25 protein-coding genes are annotated in these 24965 nt (G+C 34.1%); 18 read left to right on the plus strand and 7 right to left on the minus strand.

Going from position 1 to position 24965, the window contains the following annotated elements:
* From ACLIBH_RS05350 to ACLIBH_RS05405, 12 genes are all read left to right on the plus strand, one after another.
* Positions 1 to 923, plus strand: a 923-nt coding sequence (locus tag ACLIBH_RS05350) for a tyrosine-type recombinase/integrase (protein WP_439315669.1), incomplete at its 5' end; no start/stop codon positions are given.
* 562 nt (positions 924 to 1485) lie between these two features.
* The gene (locus ACLIBH_RS05355; RefSeq protein WP_439315670.1) at positions 1486 to 1818 is read left to right on the plus strand and encodes a hypothetical protein; all 333 of its coding nucleotides are present in this window, start codon (positions 1486 to 1488) and stop codon (positions 1816 to 1818) included.
* 38 nt (positions 1819 to 1856) lie between these two features.
* Complete coding sequence (locus tag ACLIBH_RS05360; RefSeq protein ID WP_439315671.1) at positions 1857 to 2201, plus strand: hypothetical protein; 345 nt, start codon at positions 1857 to 1859, stop codon at positions 2199 to 2201.
* A gap of 1202 nt (positions 2202 to 3403) precedes the next feature.
* Complete coding sequence (locus ACLIBH_RS05365; RefSeq protein WP_439315672.1) at positions 3404 to 3748, plus strand: hypothetical protein; 345 nt, start codon at positions 3404 to 3406, stop codon at positions 3746 to 3748.
* 96 nt (positions 3749 to 3844) lie between these two features.
* Positions 3845 to 4228, plus strand: coding sequence for a hypothetical protein (locus ACLIBH_RS05370; protein WP_439315673.1), 384 nt, complete (start codon positions 3845 to 3847; stop codon positions 4226 to 4228).
* Between the two features lie 29 nt (positions 4229 to 4257).
* Positions 4258 to 4599, plus strand: a complete 342-nt coding sequence (locus ACLIBH_RS05375; protein ID WP_439315674.1) for a hypothetical protein — start codon at positions 4258 to 4260, stop codon at positions 4597 to 4599.
* 42 nt (positions 4600 to 4641) lie between these two features.
* Positions 4642 to 5013 (plus strand): hypothetical protein, encoded by a 372-nt coding sequence (locus ACLIBH_RS05380; protein WP_439315675.1) that lies wholly within the window; start codon positions 4642 to 4644, stop codon positions 5011 to 5013.
* Positions 5014 to 5127: 114 nt separating this feature from the next.
* On the plus strand, positions 5128 to 5250 hold the full coding sequence (locus ACLIBH_RS05385) for a hypothetical protein (RefSeq protein WP_439315676.1): 123 nt from the start codon (positions 5128 to 5130) through the stop codon (positions 5248 to 5250).
* A gap of 89 nt (positions 5251 to 5339) precedes the next feature.
* Positions 5340 to 5714, plus strand: coding sequence for a recombinase family protein (locus ACLIBH_RS05390; RefSeq protein WP_439315677.1), 375 nt, complete (start codon positions 5340 to 5342; stop codon positions 5712 to 5714).
* A gap of 28 nt (positions 5715 to 5742) precedes the next feature.
* A complete protein-coding gene (locus tag ACLIBH_RS05395) occupies positions 5743 to 6024 on the plus strand; it encodes a hypothetical protein (RefSeq protein ID WP_439315678.1) in 282 nt (93 codons plus the stop codon).
* A 19-nt stretch (positions 6025 to 6043) separates the two neighbouring features.
* Positions 6044 to 6877, plus strand: a complete 834-nt coding sequence (locus tag ACLIBH_RS05400) for a recombinase family protein (RefSeq protein ID WP_439315679.1) — start codon at positions 6044 to 6046, stop codon at positions 6875 to 6877.
* Between the two features lie 21 nt (positions 6878 to 6898).
* A complete protein-coding gene (locus tag ACLIBH_RS05405; RefSeq protein ID WP_439315680.1) occupies positions 6899 to 8491 on the plus strand; it encodes a recombinase family protein in 1593 nt (530 codons plus the stop codon).
* Positions 8492 to 8624: 133 nt separating this feature from the next.
* Here the strand turns inward: ACLIBH_RS05405 and ACLIBH_RS05410 are convergent, their stop codons facing one another.
* The 7 genes from ACLIBH_RS05410 to ACLIBH_RS05440 form a co-directional block, all read right to left on the minus strand.
* Positions 8625 to 9515 carry a DUF2779 domain-containing protein gene (locus ACLIBH_RS05410; RefSeq protein ID WP_439315681.1) on the minus strand — a complete coding sequence of 297 codons (891 nt, stop codon included), beginning with the start codon at positions 9513 to 9515 and terminating at the stop codon, positions 8625 to 8627.
* A 231-nt stretch (positions 9516 to 9746) separates the two neighbouring features.
* Entirely contained in the window at positions 9747 to 10640 is an 894-nt protein-coding gene (locus ACLIBH_RS05415) for a hypothetical protein (protein ID WP_439315682.1), read from the minus strand.
* Positions 10641 to 10745: 105 nt separating this feature from the next.
* Positions 10746 to 11822: a helix-turn-helix transcriptional regulator gene (locus ACLIBH_RS05420; protein WP_439315683.1), complete on the minus strand. Its 1077-nt coding sequence runs from the start codon at positions 11820 to 11822 to the stop codon at positions 10746 to 10748.
* A 108-nt stretch (positions 11823 to 11930) separates the two neighbouring features.
* Positions 11931 to 13289, minus strand: a complete 1359-nt coding sequence (locus ACLIBH_RS05425) for a PD-(D/E)XK nuclease family protein (protein ID WP_439315684.1) — start codon at positions 13287 to 13289, stop codon at positions 11931 to 11933.
* Between the two features lie 100 nt (positions 13290 to 13389).
* Positions 13390 to 14823, minus strand: a complete 1434-nt coding sequence (locus ACLIBH_RS05430; RefSeq protein ID WP_439315685.1) for a WG repeat-containing protein — start codon at positions 14821 to 14823, stop codon at positions 13390 to 13392.
* A gap of 161 nt (positions 14824 to 14984) precedes the next feature.
* On the minus strand, positions 14985 to 15134 hold the full coding sequence (locus tag ACLIBH_RS05435; protein ID WP_439315686.1) for a hypothetical protein: 150 nt from the start codon (positions 15132 to 15134) through the stop codon (positions 14985 to 14987).
* A gap of 358 nt (positions 15135 to 15492) precedes the next feature.
* Positions 15493 to 16041, minus strand: a complete 549-nt coding sequence (locus tag ACLIBH_RS05440; RefSeq protein ID WP_439315687.1) for an HD domain-containing protein — start codon at positions 16039 to 16041, stop codon at positions 15493 to 15495.
* Between the two features lie 1746 nt (positions 16042 to 17787).
* On the opposite strand from ACLIBH_RS05440, the gene ACLIBH_RS05445 reads away from it, so the two are divergent.
* From ACLIBH_RS05445 to ACLIBH_RS05470, 6 genes are all read left to right on the plus strand, one after another.
* Complete coding sequence (locus ACLIBH_RS05445) at positions 17788 to 19245, plus strand: aspartate aminotransferase family protein (protein WP_439315688.1); 1458 nt, start codon at positions 17788 to 17790, stop codon at positions 19243 to 19245.
* Positions 19246 to 19712: 467 nt separating this feature from the next.
* Complete coding sequence (locus ACLIBH_RS05450; protein WP_439315689.1) at positions 19713 to 20495, plus strand: SDR family NAD(P)-dependent oxidoreductase; 783 nt, start codon at positions 19713 to 19715, stop codon at positions 20493 to 20495.
* Between the two features lie 304 nt (positions 20496 to 20799).
* A complete protein-coding gene (locus tag ACLIBH_RS05455; RefSeq protein ID WP_439315690.1) occupies positions 20800 to 21624 on the plus strand; it encodes a carbohydrate ABC transporter permease in 825 nt (274 codons plus the stop codon).
* Between the two features lie 26 nt (positions 21625 to 21650).
* Positions 21651 to 22943 (plus strand): extracellular solute-binding protein, encoded by a 1293-nt coding sequence (locus ACLIBH_RS05460; protein ID WP_439315691.1) that lies wholly within the window; start codon positions 21651 to 21653, stop codon positions 22941 to 22943.
* A gap of 64 nt (positions 22944 to 23007) precedes the next feature.
* On the plus strand, positions 23008 to 23874 hold the full coding sequence (locus ACLIBH_RS05465; protein WP_439315692.1) for a carbohydrate ABC transporter permease: 867 nt from the start codon (positions 23008 to 23010) through the stop codon (positions 23872 to 23874).
* Between the two features lie 170 nt (positions 23875 to 24044).
* A complete protein-coding gene (locus tag ACLIBH_RS05470) occupies positions 24045 to 24938 on the plus strand; it encodes a sugar phosphate isomerase/epimerase family protein (protein ID WP_439315693.1) in 894 nt (297 codons plus the stop codon).
* Positions 24939 to 24965 lie beyond the last annotated feature (27 nt).

The raw sequence follows: 24965 nt of genomic DNA on the forward strand, positions 1-24965 counted from the left end.
ATAACATAGCAGGGAGGATTATTATGAACACCGCTCCAGTCACAATTTCACAATCAATTGAGAGATTTAAAATTTATCTTCTTGAGAATGACAAGAGTTTAAACACAATTAAAAGTTACAGTCAGGATCTAAACTATTTTTTCAAATGGATACAGCAAAGATATGAACCACCTCATTTAATATCTATTCTCACATCTACGGATTTAAAGGATTATGAACGTCATCTCAAGTCTGACTCCACAATTGCCCCTTCTACAATAAATAGGAGATTAATAACTTTAATGAAATGGTCTGAATTTCTTGTAACTATTGGTTCAACTTATATTAATCTTGCAAATAACATTAAAATCAAAAAGGTTCAGAGACAGAATAACATACGTTGGCTAACGAGAAAAGAAGTTGGTAAGTTATTACATGCTATAGAATTGGAAAAACAGCAAAATTATAAAAAGGGAGTACTCCATCAAACAATAGTCTATTTAGCAGTAAATTTAGGACTTCGTGTACAGGAAATGTGTGATGTTAAGTTAGCAGATATAGATGTTCAAAGATCGATTTTACGAATTAACGGCAAGGGCGATAAATACAGAATTGTACCTATGACTGAAAATACTAAGGAAGCAATAGATAACTGGCTAAAGGTGCGTGATCAACAATCCGACTATTTGCTAGTGAGCAGCAAAAGCAATTATATAACTACAAGAGCCATACAGCATATTTTTAAGAAATATAGTAGGCAACTAGGAATAGAGATTACCCCTCACTCGCTCCGACATACATATTGCAAACAGTTAGCACAGCAGGGTGTAGATATTCAATCTATTGCAGAACTTGCTGGACACAGTAGTGTTGATACTACAAGGATATATGTAACTCCCTCCATTCGGGAGTTAAAAGATGCATTGAAAAAGACAGAGTTTTAAATTGAGCGTTCAGATAAATGAGCGCTCTTTTAATATTCATTATTAATCATTGTTTAAATTTTAATCAGTATAAGTGTTTTTTATAGTTATTAAGAGTATTAACGATTATAACCAATACAACAATTATAATTATTGCTAATAATTATTAATGAGAAAAGTTATTAGCCGCCACATTACTCTTTTCCAACCCAAATCTCTTCGGTAATACTAAGTACAGATGAAAAAAATAAAAAAAATACCTAATATAGGAGAAATAAATTGAAAAAAATAAATAAAAAGAAAGAACTAGAAGGAATTAGATTTAAGTCGACATTTAATCGTAAACCTTTATTTCCCCCGAATTCCCCGTAATTTAGCAGAATACACCACATTTACAAAAGGTTCAATTTTGGCTATTCCAAACATAAGGTGCAGTTTCTAATATGTAGTTAAAACCTGCAATTGTATTAAAGCCCACTTGTTCTTCATTAAAATTCGTTTATCGATCAATTAAAGATAAATACTTGAAGATGATTAGATTCGCGCTATAGTTATCATCAAATCAACTTGGAGGATGATAATTATGGGAATGTACTTTGGCATAACATTTGATGGAGAAAAGTATCCAGAAGTAAAAAAGAGACTGGAAGAACATGCAAAATGTTTTAATAAGAAACTAGAGATGCACTTAATGGTTGACCTTAATATACTTGAAATCTACTTCAAGTCAATGGATTGTAGCAAGGTAGATCGTGTAATTCTTTACGATTACGAAGAATTGGGTAACTGGGAAAACTTCAAGAGGTTATCGAATTTATGTATTAAATATGGGCTTGAATATAGCATTGTCAAAAAAAACATAGATCTCCATAGCGACGTGGACACATCACTGCCCTATCTCTGTAGCATTACATAAAAGAGAATTCATAAGAACCAGAAGGGAGGCACTAATAAATGGATAATCAATTTGAAGGATATACGAAGGAACAGATAGAGTTCATTAATAAAAAACTTAATGCAGCAGTCAAAAATGAAGCAAGATCAGAAAAAAGAATACGCTCCCTGTTTTTAGAAAGTGAAATTGACTTAGTCAGAGAAACTTGGAATAAGACTGAAACACCTCTTGGAATTCCCTTCAATGACATTATCATAGATAACATTAATCATTACCTTAATGAAATGGTAGATATAAAATGGAACGGTAATTTAGATTCCATGTTTAAAAAGATAAAAAAACTAACAGATTATCAGGCTTTTACATTAGTAAAGGTTGCCTTAAAAAAGGATGGAATTTCTTGATCGTTAAAGGTGGTACTTCTACATAGGGATGTCGCAGATTAAACGATATGAATACCATTTGCATAACATAGAGTTGGTTTATTAACAGTTATTAATGAATAATTTTACGTGTGAAAGGGAGTGGCGATATTGGGTCTAATAGTTGATAAGGGCTGTCATAAATTGGCCTTATTAATACTAATGTGTTTTTTTTCTTTTCTCTATACTATTATCTTTTTACCTATGGTGTGGATATTTTTCGAAACTCCTACTGGGGAATTTTTCTTTAATTCCTTTTTCTTATTTTTTCTTGGAGGAATAGTTTTTAATATTATATTTACCATTAGTTACTACGTAGAAAAACCAGAGTTAGAAAAGGGTCTCCCGATAGGATTTGTATTAAGGGTATTTTGCTATAAGTTAATTTTATATGCTTTTTTAATTTGGGTAATGTCATTTCTTATTGGTAATATACTATCTTATGTTTATATGTTTCTATTTCTTATGTTTGGGGGATACGCTTGGTATTGTGTACTCAGAGGATATGTTAAGGCAAAAATAGATTATGAAAATAATGTTGAGAAAGGGAAACTTATTTCATGGCTCGATATACTTTTGTGTATAGGAATTGTATTATTATTACTAATAGGGTACTTCCACCGATTCGTAGGTATTTAATTCTCTCAGGCAATTTTCTTGCTCCACTTGCAAATCTGTTTATTTTTCCTCAAGTACGTTATACAATGTTTATATAATATATTTAATATACTTTCATATATGAGGGAGAAGGCTTCCTAGGGGCCTTCTCTTAAAAAAATATAAAATTTGCTTTACAAGCAGAAAATCATATGGTAGTATATTAAATACGCAATATAAATATACATGCTTTAAAAAGTTTTACAAGATTTTTATATACTTTTTATATATTTAAGTCTCTTTCTTTTTATTACAGAATCGAAAGAGCAAGTAAAATTATACAAATATACTTTAATACATCCCATTTGGATAAGTGTATATATCTGTTTACACAGGCTTATCCAAGTATTAAGTGTGCCTCTTAGGTATTCAATTACGATTGAATGTTTGTATAAGATTATTTGCTCTTTTTTATTTTGTAACGAAAAGGAGGGGACTTTTTTTAATGGAAAAATTTAGTTGATTTTCGTGCACTCTTTATAGAGTTGGATTTGGATAGTGGAAACAATTGTAAAGGAGTTAGTCGTATGAATAAAACAATAATTTACGTGTACGAGCCGAGTGGAATAGAACTTTCTGAAAGAATTATAAAGCATGGACAATACTTACAAGAATTCTGTTCCCAGAATGAAAAGTGTCGTCAGTGGGATTACATCATAGTTGATCACTCTGGAATTAGGTGTAATCGGCATGTGCTAATTACTATGGCATTAGATGAGCAGTTGAAGAGAGTAATTATTAAAAGTAAAAAGTCTCTGGGAGGTAATCAATCTTCGAGGAATGAAATAATCACATGTTTGTTGGAAAACAATGTGGAGATTTTAACGCCGAATCGTCTAGTTAAAATGCCAGAACTGCTCAAATTATTTTAAGTAAATATGGCTGCGAATAAATTTCACTAGTTAATTAATTGATCTGTGATTAATAGCCATATAAAACTATAAAACCATTAAAGGAGATGATGATTTATGGAAGAAGTAACATTTTTCACCTTATTGCCAGAGTCAATCAAAGGAAAACGAATGGAAGCAGATAAAGAATTTCTAATGTATTTAACAATCGCCCTTTCTTTTGCTGATAAACATGATCTAATTTTAAGAAGCGCACGTGGTATTTCAACTTATGAAAACAACCGCTTAAGAGAATATTTTTCAAAACTGAGGAAAGGGTCAACGGTGTTAATAATATCACCAAAACTAGTTGCAAATGATAAGATTCTTAATCAATTTATTAGAAAGAATGTCAGATTTAGAGTTATTGATGAGGATTACATAATTAAACCTGAATTATTAAAAAAACAATGGTTAGGAAAAGAAACATTAGTAGTCTCAGAGCCACTTGCAGAAAATTAACAAAATCTAATGTGAAAGGAGAGTTATCATTGGGAAATAAAAAAGTAGTATTTGCATTCGGTTACGAAGCAATGGATGAATTAGTGGATCGTTTTTCTCCCTTAGAAAGACAATTAGGGGAACGCTTTGAGTATTATCCTATTATGGACTTAGATGGTGTGGAGGAAGTACTACGAAACAACGATTACAAAGATGTGTATGTTTCAAGTGTAGAGGTCTTTGATGATTTGGAGGACTTTTGGTGGTTCTCGGAAGTGGTGCTTGGAAACGGTGCCCACTATCATATTGATGAAGAGGGTATTAATTCGGAAGAAATGTATCCTATTGGAGAGATTCTTGTAAAAATTGGAACGTGCTTTAATGGGTATTAAGGATTGTCATTATAAAATTCAATGAATTATGGGGGAGATAAAATGGAAAATGAAGATAAGAAGAAAAGGATTGTTACTTTATTATTTGGTTCTAACAGTGAATTAGAAATGCAAAGAGAGCGTTTTTCGACACTTAATTGGGGATCTTACAACTACCTCTATTTAGAAAATCCATCAAATGAAGAGTTAGAGAATGTTTTTAAAAGAAATGACATCCAAGAATATCAGATTTTTAGTGTAGGTGTATTTAGTGACTTGGTTGACCTACATAAGACCGTAAGGATTGCCCACGAGAATGGAAAGAAAATCGAATTTGTTTATGAAAACATAACTTCAAGTAAAATGGTGAATTTTCAACAGGTACTTTACAGTCTAATGCTCTATTACAATCCAGAACAAAAACTTTGGATATGACTTATTTCCTCTTTAGAAATCTGGTTTGCTAAAACCATGAAAGATTAAAGCGGTTTTGAAGTAGTAATTAAAATACAAAAAGTTGCAGGGAGGCATTACGGGAGGTGCTACGTCATGACAATACTTACAAAATCCAAGGAATTAGTTTTGCCGACCACGGAAGAACTAAAAAAGAAAGAACTGATTGAAACATTAGCCCGACTTGTAAAAGCATATGCAGAACAGAAATCTAAATAAAAAAGGTGGCTATATTGCCACCTCAATTCACAGAATCTTCAATAAAGTTAAGGTGCAGAATATAACATAGAAAGATATGGAGGGGTATTATGTCGAGAAAGGTACCGTTTGGTTACAAATTAGAGAATGATGATCAAGTAAAAGTTAATGAAGATGAGGCTATGTTGGTTCGAGAGATATTTAGATTGTTTATAAAATATCAATCTGTAATAAAGGTTACTGAAGGGATAAATAATTCTGATTTATTTCCAGAGAATAAGCACAGATTTAACGCAATGGAGATTAGTTCAATGCTTAAAAATTACTTTTATACTGGTAATTTGTTTTATGACGATGTGAAAGATAACAAAACGGTTATTGTTGCATTTAGCCATCAAGGGATTGTCCCATCTGAGGTATGGGATAAGGTCCAAGAACTACTTATTCATCAAGGATCGAAAGTATCAAATAGATATACCCATTAAATATTGTATAAAAGAAAGGGAGAAGAATATGGGAAAAATGAATGCTGTTGCTGCTGTCTACATGCGCGTAGGTACAAGGGAGGAATTCGTAAGAATTTTGGAACGGAAAAATAATCTTACCATGAGAAACGTACTCAATAAGCCTAATTATGCTGGTGAAATTACAGATGATAAATTAAACGAGACTATAGAAGTGATTGTAAATACTCAGTTTATAATTGGAAAATATCCACCTATTATTGGGCAAGAGTTAAGGAATAGAGTACAAATTTTGAACACAAGAAAGAAATATGATTCTTCATATGCCTAAAAAGAAAGGGGAAATAATAATGACAAAAAAGGCTGCAATTTACGCCCGTGTTGCTACAGTGGAGCAAGCAAAGGGATTTAATATTGAAATTCAGGTTGAACATTTAAGATCATACTTAAATAATAAAGGCTATAAAAAAATTGAAGTATTTGTTGATGATGGTTATACAGGAAATTCCCTTTCTAGGCCCGGTTTCAAAAGACTTATGAGTGAATTAGGAGAATTTGAAGCCATTGCTGTGACGAACATAGACAGGATCTCAAGGAATTATGATGAGGTTATTTTACTTATTAATAACAATTTAGAACCATTAAACAAAAAGTTATTGGTAAGTACCTGTGATGTTGATAGTTCAACTCCAACTGGTTACATATTTCTTTCTTTAATAAACACTTTTAGGAAGTATGAATGGACGCAGAGGAATGAAAGTATTAGGCATGGACTTAAGAGAAGGGCAAGTTTGGGTAAGTGGAATGGTAGAGTTATGCTAGGATACGACTTACTTAATGGTAGGCTTACAATTAATGAGAAGGAAAGTATGATAGTTAAAGAAATTTTTGAACTAAGAAGTGATATGAACACCTATAAAAGTATTGCAGAATATCTGAATAACAAAGGCTATAAGACAAAGCAGGGGAATTCTTTTGTAAGTAACTCTATAAGAACTATACTTAAAAATCCTATTTATGCTGGTTTAATTAGAGACAATCTATCAGATGAAAAACTATATAGTAACTCGAATGCGAATATCCAATTTGTAGAGGGAAATCATGCCCCTATAATTAACCAAGATTTATGGGAGAGAGTACAAAAAAAGACTATAGATACGAAAAGCGACTTTATAAGTGCTTAACAATGGAAAGGGGAGATAGCAATGTTTAATAGTGCTGCAATCTATGCAAGGGTTTCTCTAGATGAACAAGTTAAAGGTTTCTCTTTAGAATCCCAAGTCGAACAGTTAAAAGTTTATTTAGAAAGAAAAGGATATAAAAAAATAGAAGTATTCATCGATGATGGATATTCAGGAAAGAATTTTGATCGCCCAAACATACAGAGGCTAATAAGAAATTTAGATAAATTTGATGCTATTGCTGTATGGAAGGTAGATAGGCTCTCTAGAAATAATGAGCAGGTTCTAAGTTTAATTAATAATTACTTAAAACCCTTTGATAAAAAATTACTTATTAGTACTTGTGATATTGACAGTTCTACAGCCAATGGTTATATGTTCATTTCGCTATTAGGTACTTTTGCAGAGTACGAGAGAACTCAAATTATTGAAAGAGTTGGAAGTGGTATGCAGAAAAGGGCTGAAAAGGGAAAATGGAATGGTGGGAAAATTCTAGGTTACGATACAATTGACGGAAATCTAGTGATTAACGAGAACGAAAGTAACATAATCAAAGAAATATTTGAGTTAAGGTCATTAGGTCATGGTTATAAAAGTATCGTAAACCATATAAACACTAAAGGTTTTAAAACAAAAAAGGGAAATCCATTTGGAATTAATTCCATCAAGACCATACTTGATAATCCTACATATGCTGGCTTTATCCGATGGGGGAAACATAGGAATTGGAGTGAAAAACGAAGAAGTGGTAAGCAGGAAAATGTAGAGTTAGTAAAGGGAGAACATGAAGCAATTATCGATAGAGATCTATGGGAGAGAGTTCGAATTATTGCTGAAGAACAAAAGAAGCACACGAGGACGACAAGTAATTTTGAAGGTGAGTTTGTATTATCAGGAATATTGAAGTGTCCTCAATGTGGTAAAGGAATGGTAATGTCAAAAACAAAGAAATCGGAGAATAGTTATTATTTATACTATCAATGTCAAAACTTCCATCAACGGGGTTTAGCAGCATGTAACTCAAATTTAGTTGTTAAAGAAGATATTGAAAAGAAAGTTATTCGAAAGATTAAAGGTCTAATTGATTCACCAAATATCATTGATGGTGTATGTCAAAATATTGAGGAGAAACGTAGTGAAGATATTCGGAATTATAGTAAGGAACTTGAATTTATAAAGAAGGAATTAAAAGAGAAATTGGAAGAAGAGGCAAATCTATTATTAAGAGCAAGACAGGCAATTAAGGAAAAAAATGAAAAGAAAGAAAACAATTATAATTTAATGTTAGAACAAACGGTTGGCGAAAGGGAAAGTTTAGAAAAGAGAGTGGAAGAGTATGAAATTTATATAAGAAATCATTCAACTTCATTAAATATTAATAAGGATTTAATAATGGCTGCATTAAAGGATTTTGATGGGTTATACGAAATAGCAGATAATAAAACCCGTAAGGTGCTAATGCGTTCTATTATAAAAAAGATAGAATTAAATCCTGATAGGAAGACTATCAAGGCAATAACATTATGGTTTGAGGAGGGGGATACACCTCCCCCACCACCTTCAATTTTTTTTGGCGATGTTTTACCAGTGAATGACGAACGGAGAACCGTATCATAAGTAAATGATGTTAGTAATTTTACTCTTATTTTAGTGGGCAAGAAAATAAGATATGCGATCATCTAAATGATTTTCGCATATCTTGGGCTGGGAATGTTCAATTCTTTTTTCCTGTATAAAAATGAAGGTAAAGCTAATCTTTTTTAATCATATCCATCCATGCTTCATAAATCAGAACCATCGCTAACGTATCAAGCTCGCAATATTTTAATAGTCCCTTCTCTATTTCCTCTCTTATTTGATATGGCGAATCTTCCATCTGTAGTCTTTCGTAAGCTACACTAGCTGCACTACCATTATTCAATTCGGCATGAATGTTGATTAGTTCTAAATCTGCATCCGAAATACCTTCGAATAGTTTTGGTAGACGCTTATAAGGATCGGCAACTTTTCCGTTATCAAATTCAATCCATGTTTCATTTTTAAAATTTAAACTTTTAATCCCGTCATCAGCACCATAAATCGGTTTGGAATACTTTTCTTGTAAATGATTGGAACTGTTTAATACGGCTGGAAGCACTACTTTAATAGAATTTGAACCTTTCATATATGGGTCGTAATAGTATTTTTTCACAAGTTCCAGGAGGTCGACCATGTTTCTTGGACCTTTTATCGATTCATTATTGGATCTATGCTGCGTAATGGAACGGATAAAGTCGCATAGTTCTTCTTTATCCTCTATGAAAGCTTCATCGGCTGTCAATTCATCATAAATAGTATTTAACACGGTGTTTTCATGATATGAGTAACGAAATATCGTTCCTTCATCATTTCCAAGAGCTTTATGCAGCGCTCGAATAAACGCATAATTCGGGTTGACTCCGATCTCTGTATGCAAAAATTGACTTTTATGTTCAATGGTTCCATCCTCATGTACGATATGATGGGAAAATTGGAAAGCGATGAGTTGATTCGGTCTCCGTCCCTTATTAAATGGAATGACGGGTGTTGCTGTTTCAAAGTCGATAAAATGAAGGGGAAATGTCCATTTTTTCATTTCACTTTCAAGCCCTTGTTTGTCCAAATATATCGTCCGATCCCTTTCCCGTGATTTCTTAATTTGCAACCACTGTCTTTGTGTATTCGATAGTCCTAGCTGATTGGATTCCTCATAGCCGATATCTGCTTTGTTTATATTTGAAAATTTTATTTTCCCTTGTTTAATTAATTCATCGGTATTTCTAAAGTTCCATAAACTGAAAATATTATCTTCCGCGAAATCCTCATCTTTCCAATTTAAATAGCTCTTAAAACATTAGTGATAGCCACTTTTTAACCCTTCTTGCAATTGCGCTTCACTTGCTTTAAATTCACAATGCTTACATTTGCTGCTTATTGCCGCTTCCATCCGGTGATCTGCTTCATAATGTGCAGCAAAGTTTTTTATCAATTCCGGAAAAGGGATCATCGTACCTTCAAAGGGATATGTATTTTCATAGATTACTTGGTGGCAAAGGTTTTTCATATCTATGGGAACGACCAATTGCACGGATAAATCTTCTTTTGATAGCTCTTCCGTTAGAACAGAATACCGATGACTTTTCCCATCTTTTCTCAGTTTGAATTTTTGGTTTAATCCATTCGTCGGACATATTGCTTGTTTATCAATCAACATTAAATAAGGTGAAATTTTATATTCTGGAAGTGCATGTTCTGCCACATAGTTTTGAAACGAGATATCATATACATACGGTTTCCATGGGTTTCTTATTTCACCCTTCTTTTTGCCTTTTTCATATTGGAATAGTGGATGGATGGTTTCATCTGTCAATGTATGCTTTAAAAGCGCTGCGGATTTCGATTTGACTTCAATGATTTTAATGGCATTTCCCTCTTTTACGAGGATATCTACACGAATGAAAAGATTTTCATAGTTGATCGCCGCTTCATAAATGATGCAGTTTTCTTGCATTAGAAGTTCCTGTGTTTCTTTTAAAGCGGCATGATAATCGAGACTCGCAACTTTGTGTCCACCAGGGTAATAGGCTTTGGCTAGTTCGCCAACTTGTATTCCGCCTTCTGCCAAAGCTTCTAAAAACGGATCATCCAGTTGTTCGTTCGCATATTCCTTTTTTCCGGCATAAAAAAGCTTCGTCGGACACTCCATTCCTAGCTTAAATCGTGATTTTGTCAAATATCTAGTTTTCAAAATATCGCTCCTAAAATAGAAATGAGTTTTACTAAAAATAAAATGAAGCCTTACGCGCGTAAACTACTAGATTTTTTGAGGTTTTCTAAACGCTGAATGGTATAATCATTGATAGTTTTTCCACGCTTGTTCGATATCGCTTCTTATTTCTTCCACCAAACTTTTGGGAGATAACACTTTTACTTGAAGTGCGTATCGTAATGCCCAATTTCGCATCGCCATCTGGTTCACTCTTACTCTAGCAGTCACTTCATCTTCCGTTTGATCAGAAAAACGAATATTTTCTGGATTGAAAAAGCCAATGAATTCATTTAATGCATACTTTTTTAATCTTAATGAAACTCTGACAGACTCTCCCGAAAACATATAAATGTGCTCGTCCATATATTTCTTTAAATCGAGCCCATGTTTATCTCCACTGATTGCTTTGAAAGATTTTCGATTTGTTTCAAGTAATCCGATATTTGTAATCCGATCGACACGATAGTGGGAAATGTTATCAAATCGGTCATTATTACAAATTAAGTAATAACGTCCGTCTGCTGCAACCATTTGATAAGGATTGATAATATATTCTTTTGGACTTCCATCTTCATTTTTCCGTGGTTCAAATATCAATTTTGCGTTTTCATCCACGTTAAAATTATTATAATTGAAAGTAACTTTAACATTTTTACTGATCGCTTCATCTAAAATAGCAATATTGTAAAACAATTGATTATTTTTAAGGTAGCTATCCGACAAGCTAAGGATATGCTTTGATTTTGAATCGAAATAGTTGCTTGTAAGATTTTCTAATTTAATGATCAATTCTTTCCGTTGGTTATCAGGGATATATTTGGAAAATAAAAGACTGTCAATGATGAGACGAAGCTCCGATTGGGTAAAAGCATGTTCGTAGTAAAAGTTGGTGAATACTTTTGTTATTGTTTCTTCGCTCGTCTCTTTATTAGTAGTCTTTCGTTCTTTTATATCATATCCGATATTTTTTTCTCCGCTCTGTTCACTGAATCTGATTAACCTTTCCATGTTATCTTTTACGGTTTTCCTGTCGACATCAATAAGATAATCATTTTCTAAAATTTCGATGATCTCTTTTTGCGTCAAAGGATGCTCTTCGTCGGAATGTATTTGTAAAATCTTTAACAAAGCAAGTATGAGGATATTTTCCCCACCGCACATGTATATCACCTTCCGCATGAATTATTACCTTGGTTTTTTTCTAGTTATCTTTATTTAAAAATAGTGGGTACAATTTTTTCCGTAATGTAGTGACACTCAGCAATTACCCTACTTATTGTAATTACTCTCAATGGCGAAATCATCCAATTCCTTGATTCCTTTTAGTACGTATTCTTCCATTAGTTGTTCCAGATCAATGACATGACCATTTCTATCGGTTATTTTATTTTCCAATATTAGATTTTTATCTACATTGAACTGGTCTTTCTTTACAGCTCTAGCAGTCGTCCGCTTAAAGCCTTTCGGTGGACGTAAATGAATATAATCATTTGGGAAATTCCCTCCTGCTGCTCCAGAAAAATAGATTTCATATTTCCCCTCTTTATGAGTTAAATATAATCCCTGTCCTTTATCAGCTGTTAATCTTATATGGGATAATTCCAAAGTATATTTTTCAATTAAATTCTTTTTTAACGGGACTATTGTCTCTTCGCTATTTTTATATTCGACTATTTCATCCGTATTTAATTGCATCCCATCGGAAAGGTAATTGTAAATTTTTCTGAGAAGCAGTTGTACAGCAACATTTGGCGTTCGGTCTTGGCGCGCAATGTATTCATCTATCATTAGGATTACTTGTTCCAACACCGGTATCTCATCTTGCGCAAGCTCCATCAATTTGTCTAGATGCTCGGAATCCGTTTCTGATTGGATCTCTCTTGCCAAATCCTTTGTAAGCTTTTCTTCGTTTAGAGAAAGTATGTTAATGCCACGGTCTTTCATTTCCAAATACATCGTTCGTTCTAAATCATCTTTAAAATCCATCATAATTTTTTTCGTATCTTCTATGTATCGATCATCTGACTTTAATATGTATTCCTCGTAAACTTTATCTATTATCTGGATTAATTCGACATAGCCTACAGCATGCCACCTATCATTTGAGGGCACATCTTTTAATGGGGTCAAGAATATGTAATAAGGCCGGAGTTCTTTATTCCCCTCTTTTATCCATTCCTCCAATGATTCCTCATAATTATCCAGTTGAGATATTCCTTCTTCTGAAATTCGTTCTTTATCAAATTGTTTTACTTCAATTGCGATACATATATTTTGCAAGAAATCTTTGTAGAAAACATCGATGTTCATAAATTCGTTCGTCACATTGACTGCTTTGTTTTTATCTGGGTCATGTTTCAACTCACCAGCAACCAAGTCGAGAATTTTATGGGCAAAGATATTTCCTAAATTGTGTGTTTCATTCGGATCAAGCAACCAGCGGATCATTTTGGAGTAGCGTGTTTCATGAGCGGATCTTTCCTGTGAACTTTTCACTCTTCCATATTCGATAATTGTCCAGAAATTAGGTTTCTCCTTTAATTCGAGAAACTTTTGTACCCAGTCATACTCCTTAATCATCTCCAGCTTCTTTAAGTAATTCTTGTAGTCTTTTAATTGATACGTCATATAAGTATTCCTCTCGTGTGGTATATTCCTTTAATCTTAGCTATATTCCTTTAATATTTTATCAGCAGCTATCCAAGTGGGGTTTATAAGATAATAAATTCTATTCTATATTGCTTGTTGTGCTGTAATAGGAATCGACATACGTATATTTATATTCTCCTAGTCTTACATCATCAAGGAGATAGTATAGCGCATTTTCAATATCACCTGGGTCCTCCCAATCCGAAATTGGCCACAATAACCTAGCATAATTCACTTTTATATCTACTACTATAATACCCGCTGCTAATCCATCATTTAGAAAGTCGTATATTTCTTTTTTTATCGGCATATTCCTAAAGAAGATACTGACTTCATAAAGGCTACCCATATTTGACTCGTCAATGAACTGTTCATAATACTTTTCTTCCTTCGATTCAAATCGTACCTCATTTACAATGTCTTGTCGATCGTCATTTTTTTCGTCATTCGTCTCATCATTTGCTGGCTCGTTTTTCCCAGTTTGCGCTTTTTCTTTGTGTTCATCATTATGTTGTTTTTCATTCCTATTTTTTACTCCTCCTTGAGTATATGTTTTCGCTTTTTCTTCTTCCTTTTTGATAGCCAATGCTAACTGAGCTTTAAATCGGTTCACTTTGGGGAATTTTTCAATTAGGTGTTGCTTACTTGCTTCGATTAAGTTGCTGTCAACTATTTCATCTTTTTCATTGATATAGAGATTTACAACATTATTTTTTGCGAGGGGGTGATAAGATTCCACTGCGGCCACCTTGTATTGTTTATACGCTTCGAATGCGGATGCTTTTTTGTAGATGTTCGGGATGACTTCGTTTCCTTGATTATCGAGATATCCCCACAATCCATTCCGTAAGAATCGATGAAGACGGTTATACGGAGAGATAATTATTTTTTCATAGTATCCGGTAATGATCTCACCTGCAGCGTTGATAAGTGCTTCTCTGTTATTTTTACGGAACTTCGTAATTCTACTTCCATCTTTAAAGCCTGCTAATTCGCAACCAAGCTTCAACGAAAGGACCTCCAAGCTTGTCGTATCCATCAGTGCATGTTTTCCGTCGAACCCTACTACTTTTGCGAGGCCACAATCAGAGAACCCACCTGCATACTTGAAGGTGTTGTTGATGGCCTTACTTCCGTTATTATAGATGTATATATATTCGTTATCTCTCGATACAGCTGCAAAGCCGAAGCGGAAAAGGGAACCAGTTTCATATATCGGATCGATTATAAACTCCCCTTCCTTGTTCATATATCCACCTAAACCATTTTGGCATACGACGAAAGCTAAGCCATTTTCTGCAAATGGATAAGCTTTCTTATATTTCATGGGGATAACCAATTTACCAGATTGATTAATATAGCCGTATTTCCCGCCCTTCCCGACGATACTTAAACCGTTAGATGGGTAAAATAATGTATCCACATCTATTCTCGGCTCGATCAATATGTTCCCTTCATAATCGATTACACACGGCTTTCCATGCTCGGCTTTAATCATATTTACATTCGTCATCGTCATACCTCCTAATTTAATCAATGACCTTTATGGAACAATCTGTATGCACGAAATCTTTTACTTAACAATTTTCTCGTCGATGAGTGAATAATATTCATTAAGAACCCCGATTCGTTGATAGGTTTATCATGCCACTCATTATAGATAGATACAGCTTCTTAATGTACGATCACCTCGCCATCCATCGTTGTATCTCCATGGGGGAACGTTATGAGCAATTTTATGAAATCAAGTTTTACCGTATACTCCATTTGTAAAGCTAAGGCGATTTTCACTTCTTCATTCGTCACATCTTCAATCACAAACATACTAATTATCGGAGAATAGATGTTTACTTCCCGCCTTTTAACTGGAGAGTGTAATGGTTCATTAAATTTCTCCTTCGTATTTTTTATTTATTCATTAATATCCATATGCCTACAAGAATTGTGAAGTAACAAGGTCTAATTTTAAGGTAATTACTGTCTATCTTAGGCTTACTCTTTTGATTTGATGTTGGCAGTCTCAGGTTGTTTGGGAGTGAATTCAAAAGTTACTAGTGGGAATAAAGAAATGAATTTGGAAGGTACAACATGATACGTTTCTTTTGAATTTCATTTTTGCTTCTAGCTTCTCTATTTAGAGCACCACATTTTATGTTCGTATATTTGGCCATGGAGTATTTTATTAACTTTCAAATGTTTTTGTAATTAACGCTTTATATTCTTTAAATTCAGCGGTATAGCGAATTTGTGACAATGCATCCGCTATCGATTGATAGTACCAATATTGCCAGTTTTTATCCGCATTGAATTTTTTCCATAATGCTTCTTGCATGATCTGATAATCCCGATAGATAGATCTTATATTCGATAGCTTATCAGCCAGTACGGCGATTTCGACTTGGATTGATTTATTTGCTTTAAGAAAATCAATCATAGCTTGTTTCCTGTCGAGCCACATTTTCGATTTATCTTCGCTCTGAGATTGAACGAGGTCTGCAATATTTTCATTGAAAATTTCCCTCAACGATTCATAAGATACGAATGTATCTTCAATTGTGTCATGCAATATTGCAGCAGCTACTACATCTTCATCAATCTTTCCATTTTTCATCGATAAGTTTGCAGCTATTGTCCCTGCTTCAAGACAATGTAATATATAAGGTATTACTGTTCCTTTTCTCGTTTGGTTGGAGTGAGCTACTGTTGCAAAGTTTATCGCTTTATTAATCATTATTACATCTCCTTTTTCATCTTTTCGTTATATCGAGTATACCAATGTTCATGTGTAGTTTTTTACACATCGAATAATTAATTAACATACGATAGCCTGGGAAAAAGGCTGGGACAAAACGCCAGTAAAATAAAAAAGAGCGGATTCCATGGAAGCTCCTTTGGATCCGTTCTTTTGACATTTTAATAGGGAAATAGGAAAATCTTCTTCTAAAATAAAAGTCGCTGGAATTTAAGAAATCATTATTCAATAATTGGCTGTGGTTCATAGGGTTTCTTGTCTCTAAGTATTGCAGTTTGCAAAGAGGATATGAGTTAATTTACATGCTACCGCGCCTAAAGCGGTCCCATAAGCTTTACCACGTTTACGTAAGCGCTGATCGTGCAAAGAAAGTACTGGTTCATAAACTCTTACGACAAATACAGCTAGCCGAATCGCACGTCTTAAGTAAGGCGAGCCTCGTTTAGAAAGACGGGTCCGATTACTGTATAAATCTTGTACAGCCCTTAAAGGTCATATGACATACACTTACTTACTACACATAATTTGAAAACCGTACACAAGTAAAGATAAAATTTAGTTTTTCCCCTTGAAATCGGTTCTCCTGTGAACGTTATATCAAGTGGTTCAATGCAGTATAGGAAAACATTACTTTAGACTATCTCTTAAAGTACTAACATTTTATAAAAAATCAACAAAAACAAAATCTTATTTCACATTTTTTAACGTCTTTTAACTATTTACTCGTTCATAAATAACAAATTTTAACATTTATTTAATCTAAGTATCCAAGAAACGGTGTGTAAAAACCCGAAATTAGAATGAATTACGAAATTTGTTAATACGCCTTACTGTTTGAATCTTTTTTATGTCTATTTAAATGGACAACATAATTTAATAAATCTACTAGTTCTAACTCCAAAGCGGTGCTCTCAAGCTTGCTAAAATAGTAAAAGGTTAAAAAAAATTGAAATTAAGAGTTTAATTTCAAGTATAGTCGACATCGCAATAGGAGTACGAATTAATCCTAAAAAAGACAACAGCATTGTAATATCTGAGTCATTCACCTTTTAACAATTCAGTCTATTTAGAAAATTATTAATTGACAAAATGTTAGGGCGTGTTATTATTGAATATAAATAATTATAAAATGATATTAAATGTTGTTTGGTGTTAGAATATGCAAACATTTGGACAAAAGGAAGGAAGTTCTTTATATCTAAAAAGGTGTGATGGCCAAAAACCGTACTCAAAGTAGGTAAATTATAATTTGCTTAAAGAATTAACTTCCTTCATCTTACATAAAAAGCAATTATTAAGATTTAATTCTAACAGGGGAGACAATTGTAGTTATTCATGTCCTATAACATTACATTGAATAATTTGTATTTAAGTTTCAGAGGACGCAATCAGTCGGTAGCAAGTGCAAGGTTAGTTCAGAGGCTACATTATCGTTTGAAACATCAAAAGAAAATTGATGAACAAAATTGTTTTAGCAAGGTGATTACTTTATTTATAAAGTGTATGTGTATAAAGGTGATAAGTTAGTGCTTACTTTTTTAGTTACTCAGCCAATGTAGTAGGTACAAATGGCTGAATTCGCCGCCGTTGCAATTGGAGTACTTTTTGTTACTAAAATTGGCGCTCAAAATGGAATATCGCGACCATAGTGCAATTAAAAAGGCTTGTGGACAATGAGTTTAGAGGAAGAACAGAAAAATATAACTTTATAGGAGGCTACGATTTATGGTAAAGCATCAATCACATGAAATGAAACAACGGGAAAAACTATCAATTAGTGAGGAAGAATTGCAGCATCGAATAAACAATATGAATTACGGAGGTAAAAAAAGTAAGGAATGGGCACGTCGTTGGTTAGATATCGAGTCAAAAGGCCAGGTAGGATTAGCCCTATTTCCTGTTCCTCCAATTATTGAGAGAGGATCTGGTGACAAACTGTACGATGTAGATGGCAAAGAATATATCGATCTATTATGTGGTTTTTCAGTTTCAGCTTTAGGACAATGCAATCCAGAGATAACTGAGACTATAGCAGAACAGGCCGGTAAGTTAACACATTATTTTGATTTTCCTCATCCCGAGAGAATAGAAATGGCCGAAAAATTAGCTGAAATGACACCAATTAAAGGGAAAGATGCCCGAGTAGTTTTTGGAGTTACAGGATCTGATTCTGTTGAATTAGCAATTCGGGCAGCGCGTTACTATACTGGCCGCTCAATGGTACTGACAGCGTATGGGGATTACCATGGGGTGACATATGGTGCTATGCCTTTTACTACAAAGGGCGGGATGAGACCATATTTTCATCCGATTCAACCGCAGGATTCAGGTGTTGGTTATTTTCCTTTCCCTTACGCGTATCGAGGACCATTTGGAGAACCGCCAACTGGCGAATCAGCAGAGGAATATACTTTAAATAAACTTAAACATTATTTAGAGTTTTTATTAAAAAGTAAAGAAACTCCTTATACAGAAGGGAAAAGCGGAATTTCTAACGTAGCAGCAATTATAGTAGAACCATTCCAAAGTTCTGCAGGCTATTACATACCTCCAAAAGGCTATTTGAAATTGTTGCGTAAAATCGCAGATGAATATGGAATCCTCTTAATAGTTGATGAAATTCAAACAGGATTAGGGAGAACGGGGCGTCTGTGGGCGACTGAATGGGAAGATGTTGAGGTCGATATATTATTAACATCAAAAGCACTTGGTGGCGGTTTGCCATTATCGGCAGCAGTTGCAAGAGCGGATGTTTTGGAGGCTTGGGGTCCGGGTGCACACGTATCAACCCAAGCAGGAAATGTTATTGCCTGTGCTGCTGGAAATAAAATATTAGACCAAGTATCAGATGAGGCGTTTCTAAAATCGGTTAGGGAAAAAGGAGACTACTTTGCAAAGGGTTTACGTGAATTGCAAAGGAAATATCCGATAATTGGACAAATTGATGCTCGGGGCTTATATATTGGATTAGAATTCGTTAAAGATCTAGAAACGAAAGAACCTGCAGATCAAGAAGCTCAACAAATATTACAAGCCTGTTTAGAAGAGGGGATTCTATTTGAAAAAGGAGGATTTTTCCACAACCGTTTTCAACTCATTCCCCCATTAACTATATCATATGAAACGATAGATGAAGTGATTGCTAAGTTTGATAAGATACTCTCAAAATTGAACACTAAGTAAATCTACAACGTGTGACTTTCAAACTTTTTATAGTTTTTTTGCGACTTGTTACAGTGCACAACACCATTATGAATGCCTGAACGTAACTAGAGTCAGAACGAGGGTTTGGGCATTCTCATTTTCCTGTAGCCTCTGACAACCGCATTTACGATGAAAATGCTTTTCCTTATCATCAATTGCAATCATATTGTGACCAAGTGAGTAAATTGGAGCACCGACAAGGTTAATAGCCATCTCATTATAGGTAAATTGTATAGAAGTACTTGAGCTCAAGTTTACGACCCCGGAGTCATCATGGCGTTCCAACAGCTTGTCAACAAAGCATCAAAAGAGAAGTTTGAATGCTTTCAACATTTTCCAGCAAAGGCATAAACTTAGGTGTCCATGCGATATAGAATGTTTGTACTCATATTTTAAAAACAAATTATTTTACACATGCTTAAGCAATAAAATAGGAGATGATTTCAGTGAACTCAAATCAAGGTTTAGCAATTATCACTGGGGGCGGGAGCGGAATTGGTAAGGAAATTGCTCTGCGTTTGGCACAAGATGGTTACACTATAGGAGTTACTGGGCGTAATATGGATGCAGTCAACTCGGTTGTAGATGAGATTAAAAGAAAGGGTGGTAAGGCGAAAGGGCATTTCATTGACGTAACAAAAAAGGATACTATTATAGAGGCAATGAACTTTTTTGTGGATCAATATAGTGATTTAAAAGTATGGGTTTCAAACGCTGGTGTTTCTACAATGAATAAATTTACCAAGCTTACCGAAGAAGAGTGGGATATGAATTTGGATGTGAATTCCAAAGGTGTATTCTTTTGTGGTCAAGCGGCTACGGAACAATTCCTCAAACAAAAAAAAGGAGGAAGAATAATTAATATAGCCTCTATGGCGGGGAAAAAAGGAAATGTACCTTTTCTTGCACACTATGTTGCATCCAAATTTGCAGTAGTAGGACTAACTCAGGCAATGGCTTATGAGCTTGGAGAGCATAATATTACTGTAAATTCGGTTTGTCCTGGTTATGTATCGACTCCAATGCAGGTGAGAGAGTTAGAATGGGAAAGTTCCTTAAAAAATGTAACCGTGGAAAATATAAAAGAATCAATGATAAGTGATACTCCATTAGGTAGAATACAAACTTCTGAGGATGTCGCAAACGTGGTTTCATTTTTGGCAAGTGATGATGCCGGTTTCGTAACAGGAGAGGCCATATCAGTTAATGGAGGAGCCTTTATGGATTAATAGTTTAACTTAATCGACTTCTGTGTTTTTTAATACTGCAAAAACTTTATATTCATGGGGCTAAAATGTTGTACTACGGAACAAAAATACCGAGGCGATCCCACTGCTGGGCACTGACATAAGTATTTCAAATCTAATGTCATTACCTAGTAAGAAAATTGTTTGAATGATTTATATGTATAATAATCGGAATATTTAAATTATAATTTAATGAACAGTTTTGATACAGAATGACGATCTTTTGGTTTTTAGACCAAACAAGAAAACATGAAGGGGTTTTATGGAAAAGGTGGAGTGTAAACAGATGAAGAGAAAAAAGAGAATTATGGATGTTTTTACTTACTTGGCATTAACAATCATTTCCCTAGTTTTTCTATTACCATTACTGTGGATTTTAAGAACTTCACTAATTAAGAAGGTTGAAGCATATCAAATACCTCCTAAATGGTTAGTCACACCTACACTGGACAATTATGTAGCTGTGATTAATAACTCAACATTTTTTCATAATTTTACAAACAGCTTAGGAATTTCTTTAATTTCTACAATATTATCGTTGATTTTTGGTTCACTGGCGGCATATGGATTTGTAAGGTTACGCCAAGGAGGTGGAGACACGTTAAAAATATCAATTTTGGGAACTCAAATGCTGCCACCCATTGTATTAGTAATTCCTATCTTTGTGTTAATTAAGTCTGTAGGACTTTTAGACTCTTGGATTGCCTTGATTGCAACTTATATGACATTCAGTTTACCGTATGTTATTTGGTTGTTATTAGACTTTTTTGAGTCCGTTCCAAAAGAACTAGATGAGGCTGCAGAAGTTGATGGAGCTTCGAAGTTTAAAGGATTTGTAAAAGTCGTTATACCAATTGCAACCCCAGGTATTATATCTGCAGGAGTATTTAGTTTTATTATGGCATGGAACGAGTTTATTTTTGCACTTGTTTTAACAGGAACAAAGTCAAGAACATTGCCCGTTGCAATAGCAAACTTAAATACACATCAAGGAGTTATGATTGCTGAATTAAGTGCATCGGTAATCCTAATAGTTTTACCAGTTATTTTATTATCAATGTTTATACAAAAATATCTAGTTAGTGGTATGAGCTTTGGATCTTTAAAGTAGATGGGAACTAAATGAGGAGGGTCAAGATGGCGAAAAAATTTCTTGTACTATTTTTAACGTTAATGCTACTGACAATCACTGCATGTAATTCTTCAACAAATAGTGAAAATGAAAACGATAATGAAGGTAAAAAGAAATTAAATATATTGATGGAGTCACTACCAGACACTGAGTTTGTAGTAGAAATTGCCGACCAATTTACGGAGGAAACAGGAATTGAGCTCAACTTTGAAGTAATTACTTATGAAACAATGCATGAAAAATTAATTCCGCAACTGACCGGTACGTCAAGTGATTATGATGTTATCGTTGTGGATAATTACTGGGTTGGTGAGTTTACATCCGCTGGTTGGTTGGAACCTTTGGATGAATATATAAATAAAGATGACTTTGACACTAGTGTTTATTTAGATTCAATGTTTAATATGGTTGGTCAGGTGGATGGAACGACTTATATGTTGCCATTTTATAACTACGCTATGGCTTTAGTCTATAGGGCTGATGTTTATGAGGACCCTGAATTAAAGAGTAAGTATAAAGAAGAATATGGCAGAGATTTAGAAGTACCAGAAAGTATTGAAGAATACTTAAATATTAGTAAATTTATTACTAGGGAAACAAATGGTGAAATATATGGCTCCGCAATGCAAGGTTTAAGGCCTGATCCAATAACAATGGAATGGTTGAATTACCTGTTCAGCTCTGGTGGGAATTTCTTTGATGAGAGTGGAAAAGCAATAATTAATAATGAGGCAGGAGTTGAGGCTTTAGAGCTATATATTGACAGTATGACAAATGCAGCCCCCCCGGGAGCCAACGGTTTTGGTTTCGATGAGGCGTTTAACGTATTTGCTCAGGGAAATGCAGCATCCTTTGTTTCTTACAATTTTATGTTACCTAAATTGAATAATCCAGATGAATCTCAAGTAGCGGGTAATGTTGATATTAGCCATACGCCGTTCGGAAAATCATTAAACGGTGGTTGGGGTTGGGGAATTCCACATAATGCGGAGGACAAAAACGCATCTTGGCAATTCCTGTCATGGGTTGAATCACAAGATGTTGCCAAACAACGAGCAATGCTTGGTGGCTCACCTACACGATCGGATGTATTTGATGATCAAGAAGTATTAGAAAAGTACCCTCATTTTAAAGAAGTACAAGAAATTATAGCTACATCAGAAATGATACCAATTATTCCAGAGGCGCCTCAGTTAATTGAGATACTAGGTAGGGAATTATCGATTGCTGTTTCAGGAGATAAAACACCTCAAGAAGCGTTGGATACGGTAGCTGAAGAAATTGAACAACTTGATTAAAAAATAATTTAATTGCTATTAAATCCCCGCTTTTAATAGAAGGGGGAAACAGGAGTAGATGTAGGTGGCGTTTGAAAAAAGAAAACAAGAAGCAATATTTATATACCCTGCTTTAATAATTTTAGGGGTCATCGTTTTATTTCCGTTACTCTATGCACTTGTTACCAGTTTTTTTTCAACCTCACTAAAAGAGTCCGGACTTGGTAGTTTTGTTGGTTTAGATAATTACCTAAATGTATTCAAAAACGAATACTTTGCAAAGTCAATATGGGTGACATTTATTTTTACTGTTACGGTAGTGTTTTTTGAATTTATATTTGGATTTATTATAGCACTACTTCTTAACCGGAAGATTATAGGGAAAAAGGTTTTTTTTACAATTATAATTACACCGATGTTGATTACTCCTGTTGCTATTGGTTTAATTTGGCGACTATTATTACATCCACAACTTGGTATTGTAAATTACGTTTTGAATACGATCGGGTTGTCTAGCCAAGCTTGGTTAGCGGATAAAGGATTAGCATTAATGTCTGTTGTTTTAATAGATATTTGGCATCAAGTTCCTTTTATGGTTTTAATACTCCTTGCAGGTCTTGTCTCATTGCCAAAAGAACCGTATGAAGCTGCATTTATTGATGGCGCTTCTAGTATACAGACTTTCTTTCGTATTACTTTACCTATGATGATACCTACTATGGCTGTGGCAATTTTACTACGCACGATTAATGCATTAAAAACATATGACTTAATTTATATTTTAACTAAAGGTGGGCCTGGTTCTGAAACAGAAATTATTAGTTACCATATTTATAAGCAAGCATTCACGTTCCTTGAAACAGGATATTCATCCGCTATGTCCTATCTACTATTATTTATTGTAGTAATCCTTAGTTTCTTATTTGTTAAGACAAGTAAAAGAGATTGGTGATATAAGATTAAACGCTTGGAAGTTAATTAAACAATTCTAGGTCTTTGGAGAACAATTTTAATGGTTTTTAATTACTAGTTACAGCTGCTAGCAGCTGTGATGAAGAAATTTTCTTATCCAAAGAATATGTCTGTTGTACAAGGAATATGTATTATAAAGGGGACTTAAATATGGGATGCGATTTTAGAAAAAGTATAAATATATGGTCATTTGAGGAGAATCTTAGTATTATCCAGTGTATGAAAATGGCTAAAAAGGCAGGGTTTGAAGGTATAGAACTTGTTCTAAATCGGGACGGTAATCTCAGTTTAGATAGTAATGATGACGAGATCTTAAGTTATAGAAATGCGGCTGATGAAATAGGGATTCATATTACTAGTTTAGCAACCGGGCTTTATTGGCAGTATTCGATAACGAGTAATTCAAATCAAATTCAAGATAAAGCAAAAGAGATCGTCCGTAGGCAAATAGATATTGGTAAATTACTTGGTGTAGATTCCATATTAGTTGTTCCAGGATCTGTAGGAGTAGATTTTAAGCCTAGCGAGGTTGTACCAAACGCAAGAGACGATGATTTTTTTGCAGGTTCAGAAATAATTGATTACGATATCGCTTATGACCGATCTGTAAGTGCATTCAAGGAATTAGCACTATACGCAGAAGAAAAAAAGGTGATTATTGGAATAGAAAATGTATGGAATAAGTTTTTGTTATCACCACTAGAGATGAGAGAGTTTATTGATGAAATAAACTCACCATGGGTACAAGTATACCTTGATGTGGCAAATATGATGTTATACGGTTACCCGGAACATTGGATTAAAATATTAGGTACTCGTATAAAGGCCGTACATTTTAAAGATTATCGCACAGCTGCTGGTGGTTTATCAGGATTTGTAGATTTGCTTGCAGGAGATGTTAATTTTACCAAGGTAGTTAGCGAACTAGAAAAAATAAACTATACAGGTTGGGTAAATGCTGAAATGACTCCATCCTATAAACAATATACTGATCAGATAGTCTATAATACCTCAGCATCAATGGACCGAATTTTAAAACGTTAGTTACTTATACCTGGAACTGATTTATAA

This window comes from Virgibacillus sp. W0430 (assembly GCF_051846935.1).
Taxonomy (GTDB): Bacteria; Bacillota; Bacilli; order Bacillales; family Amphibacillaceae; genus JBPYCR01.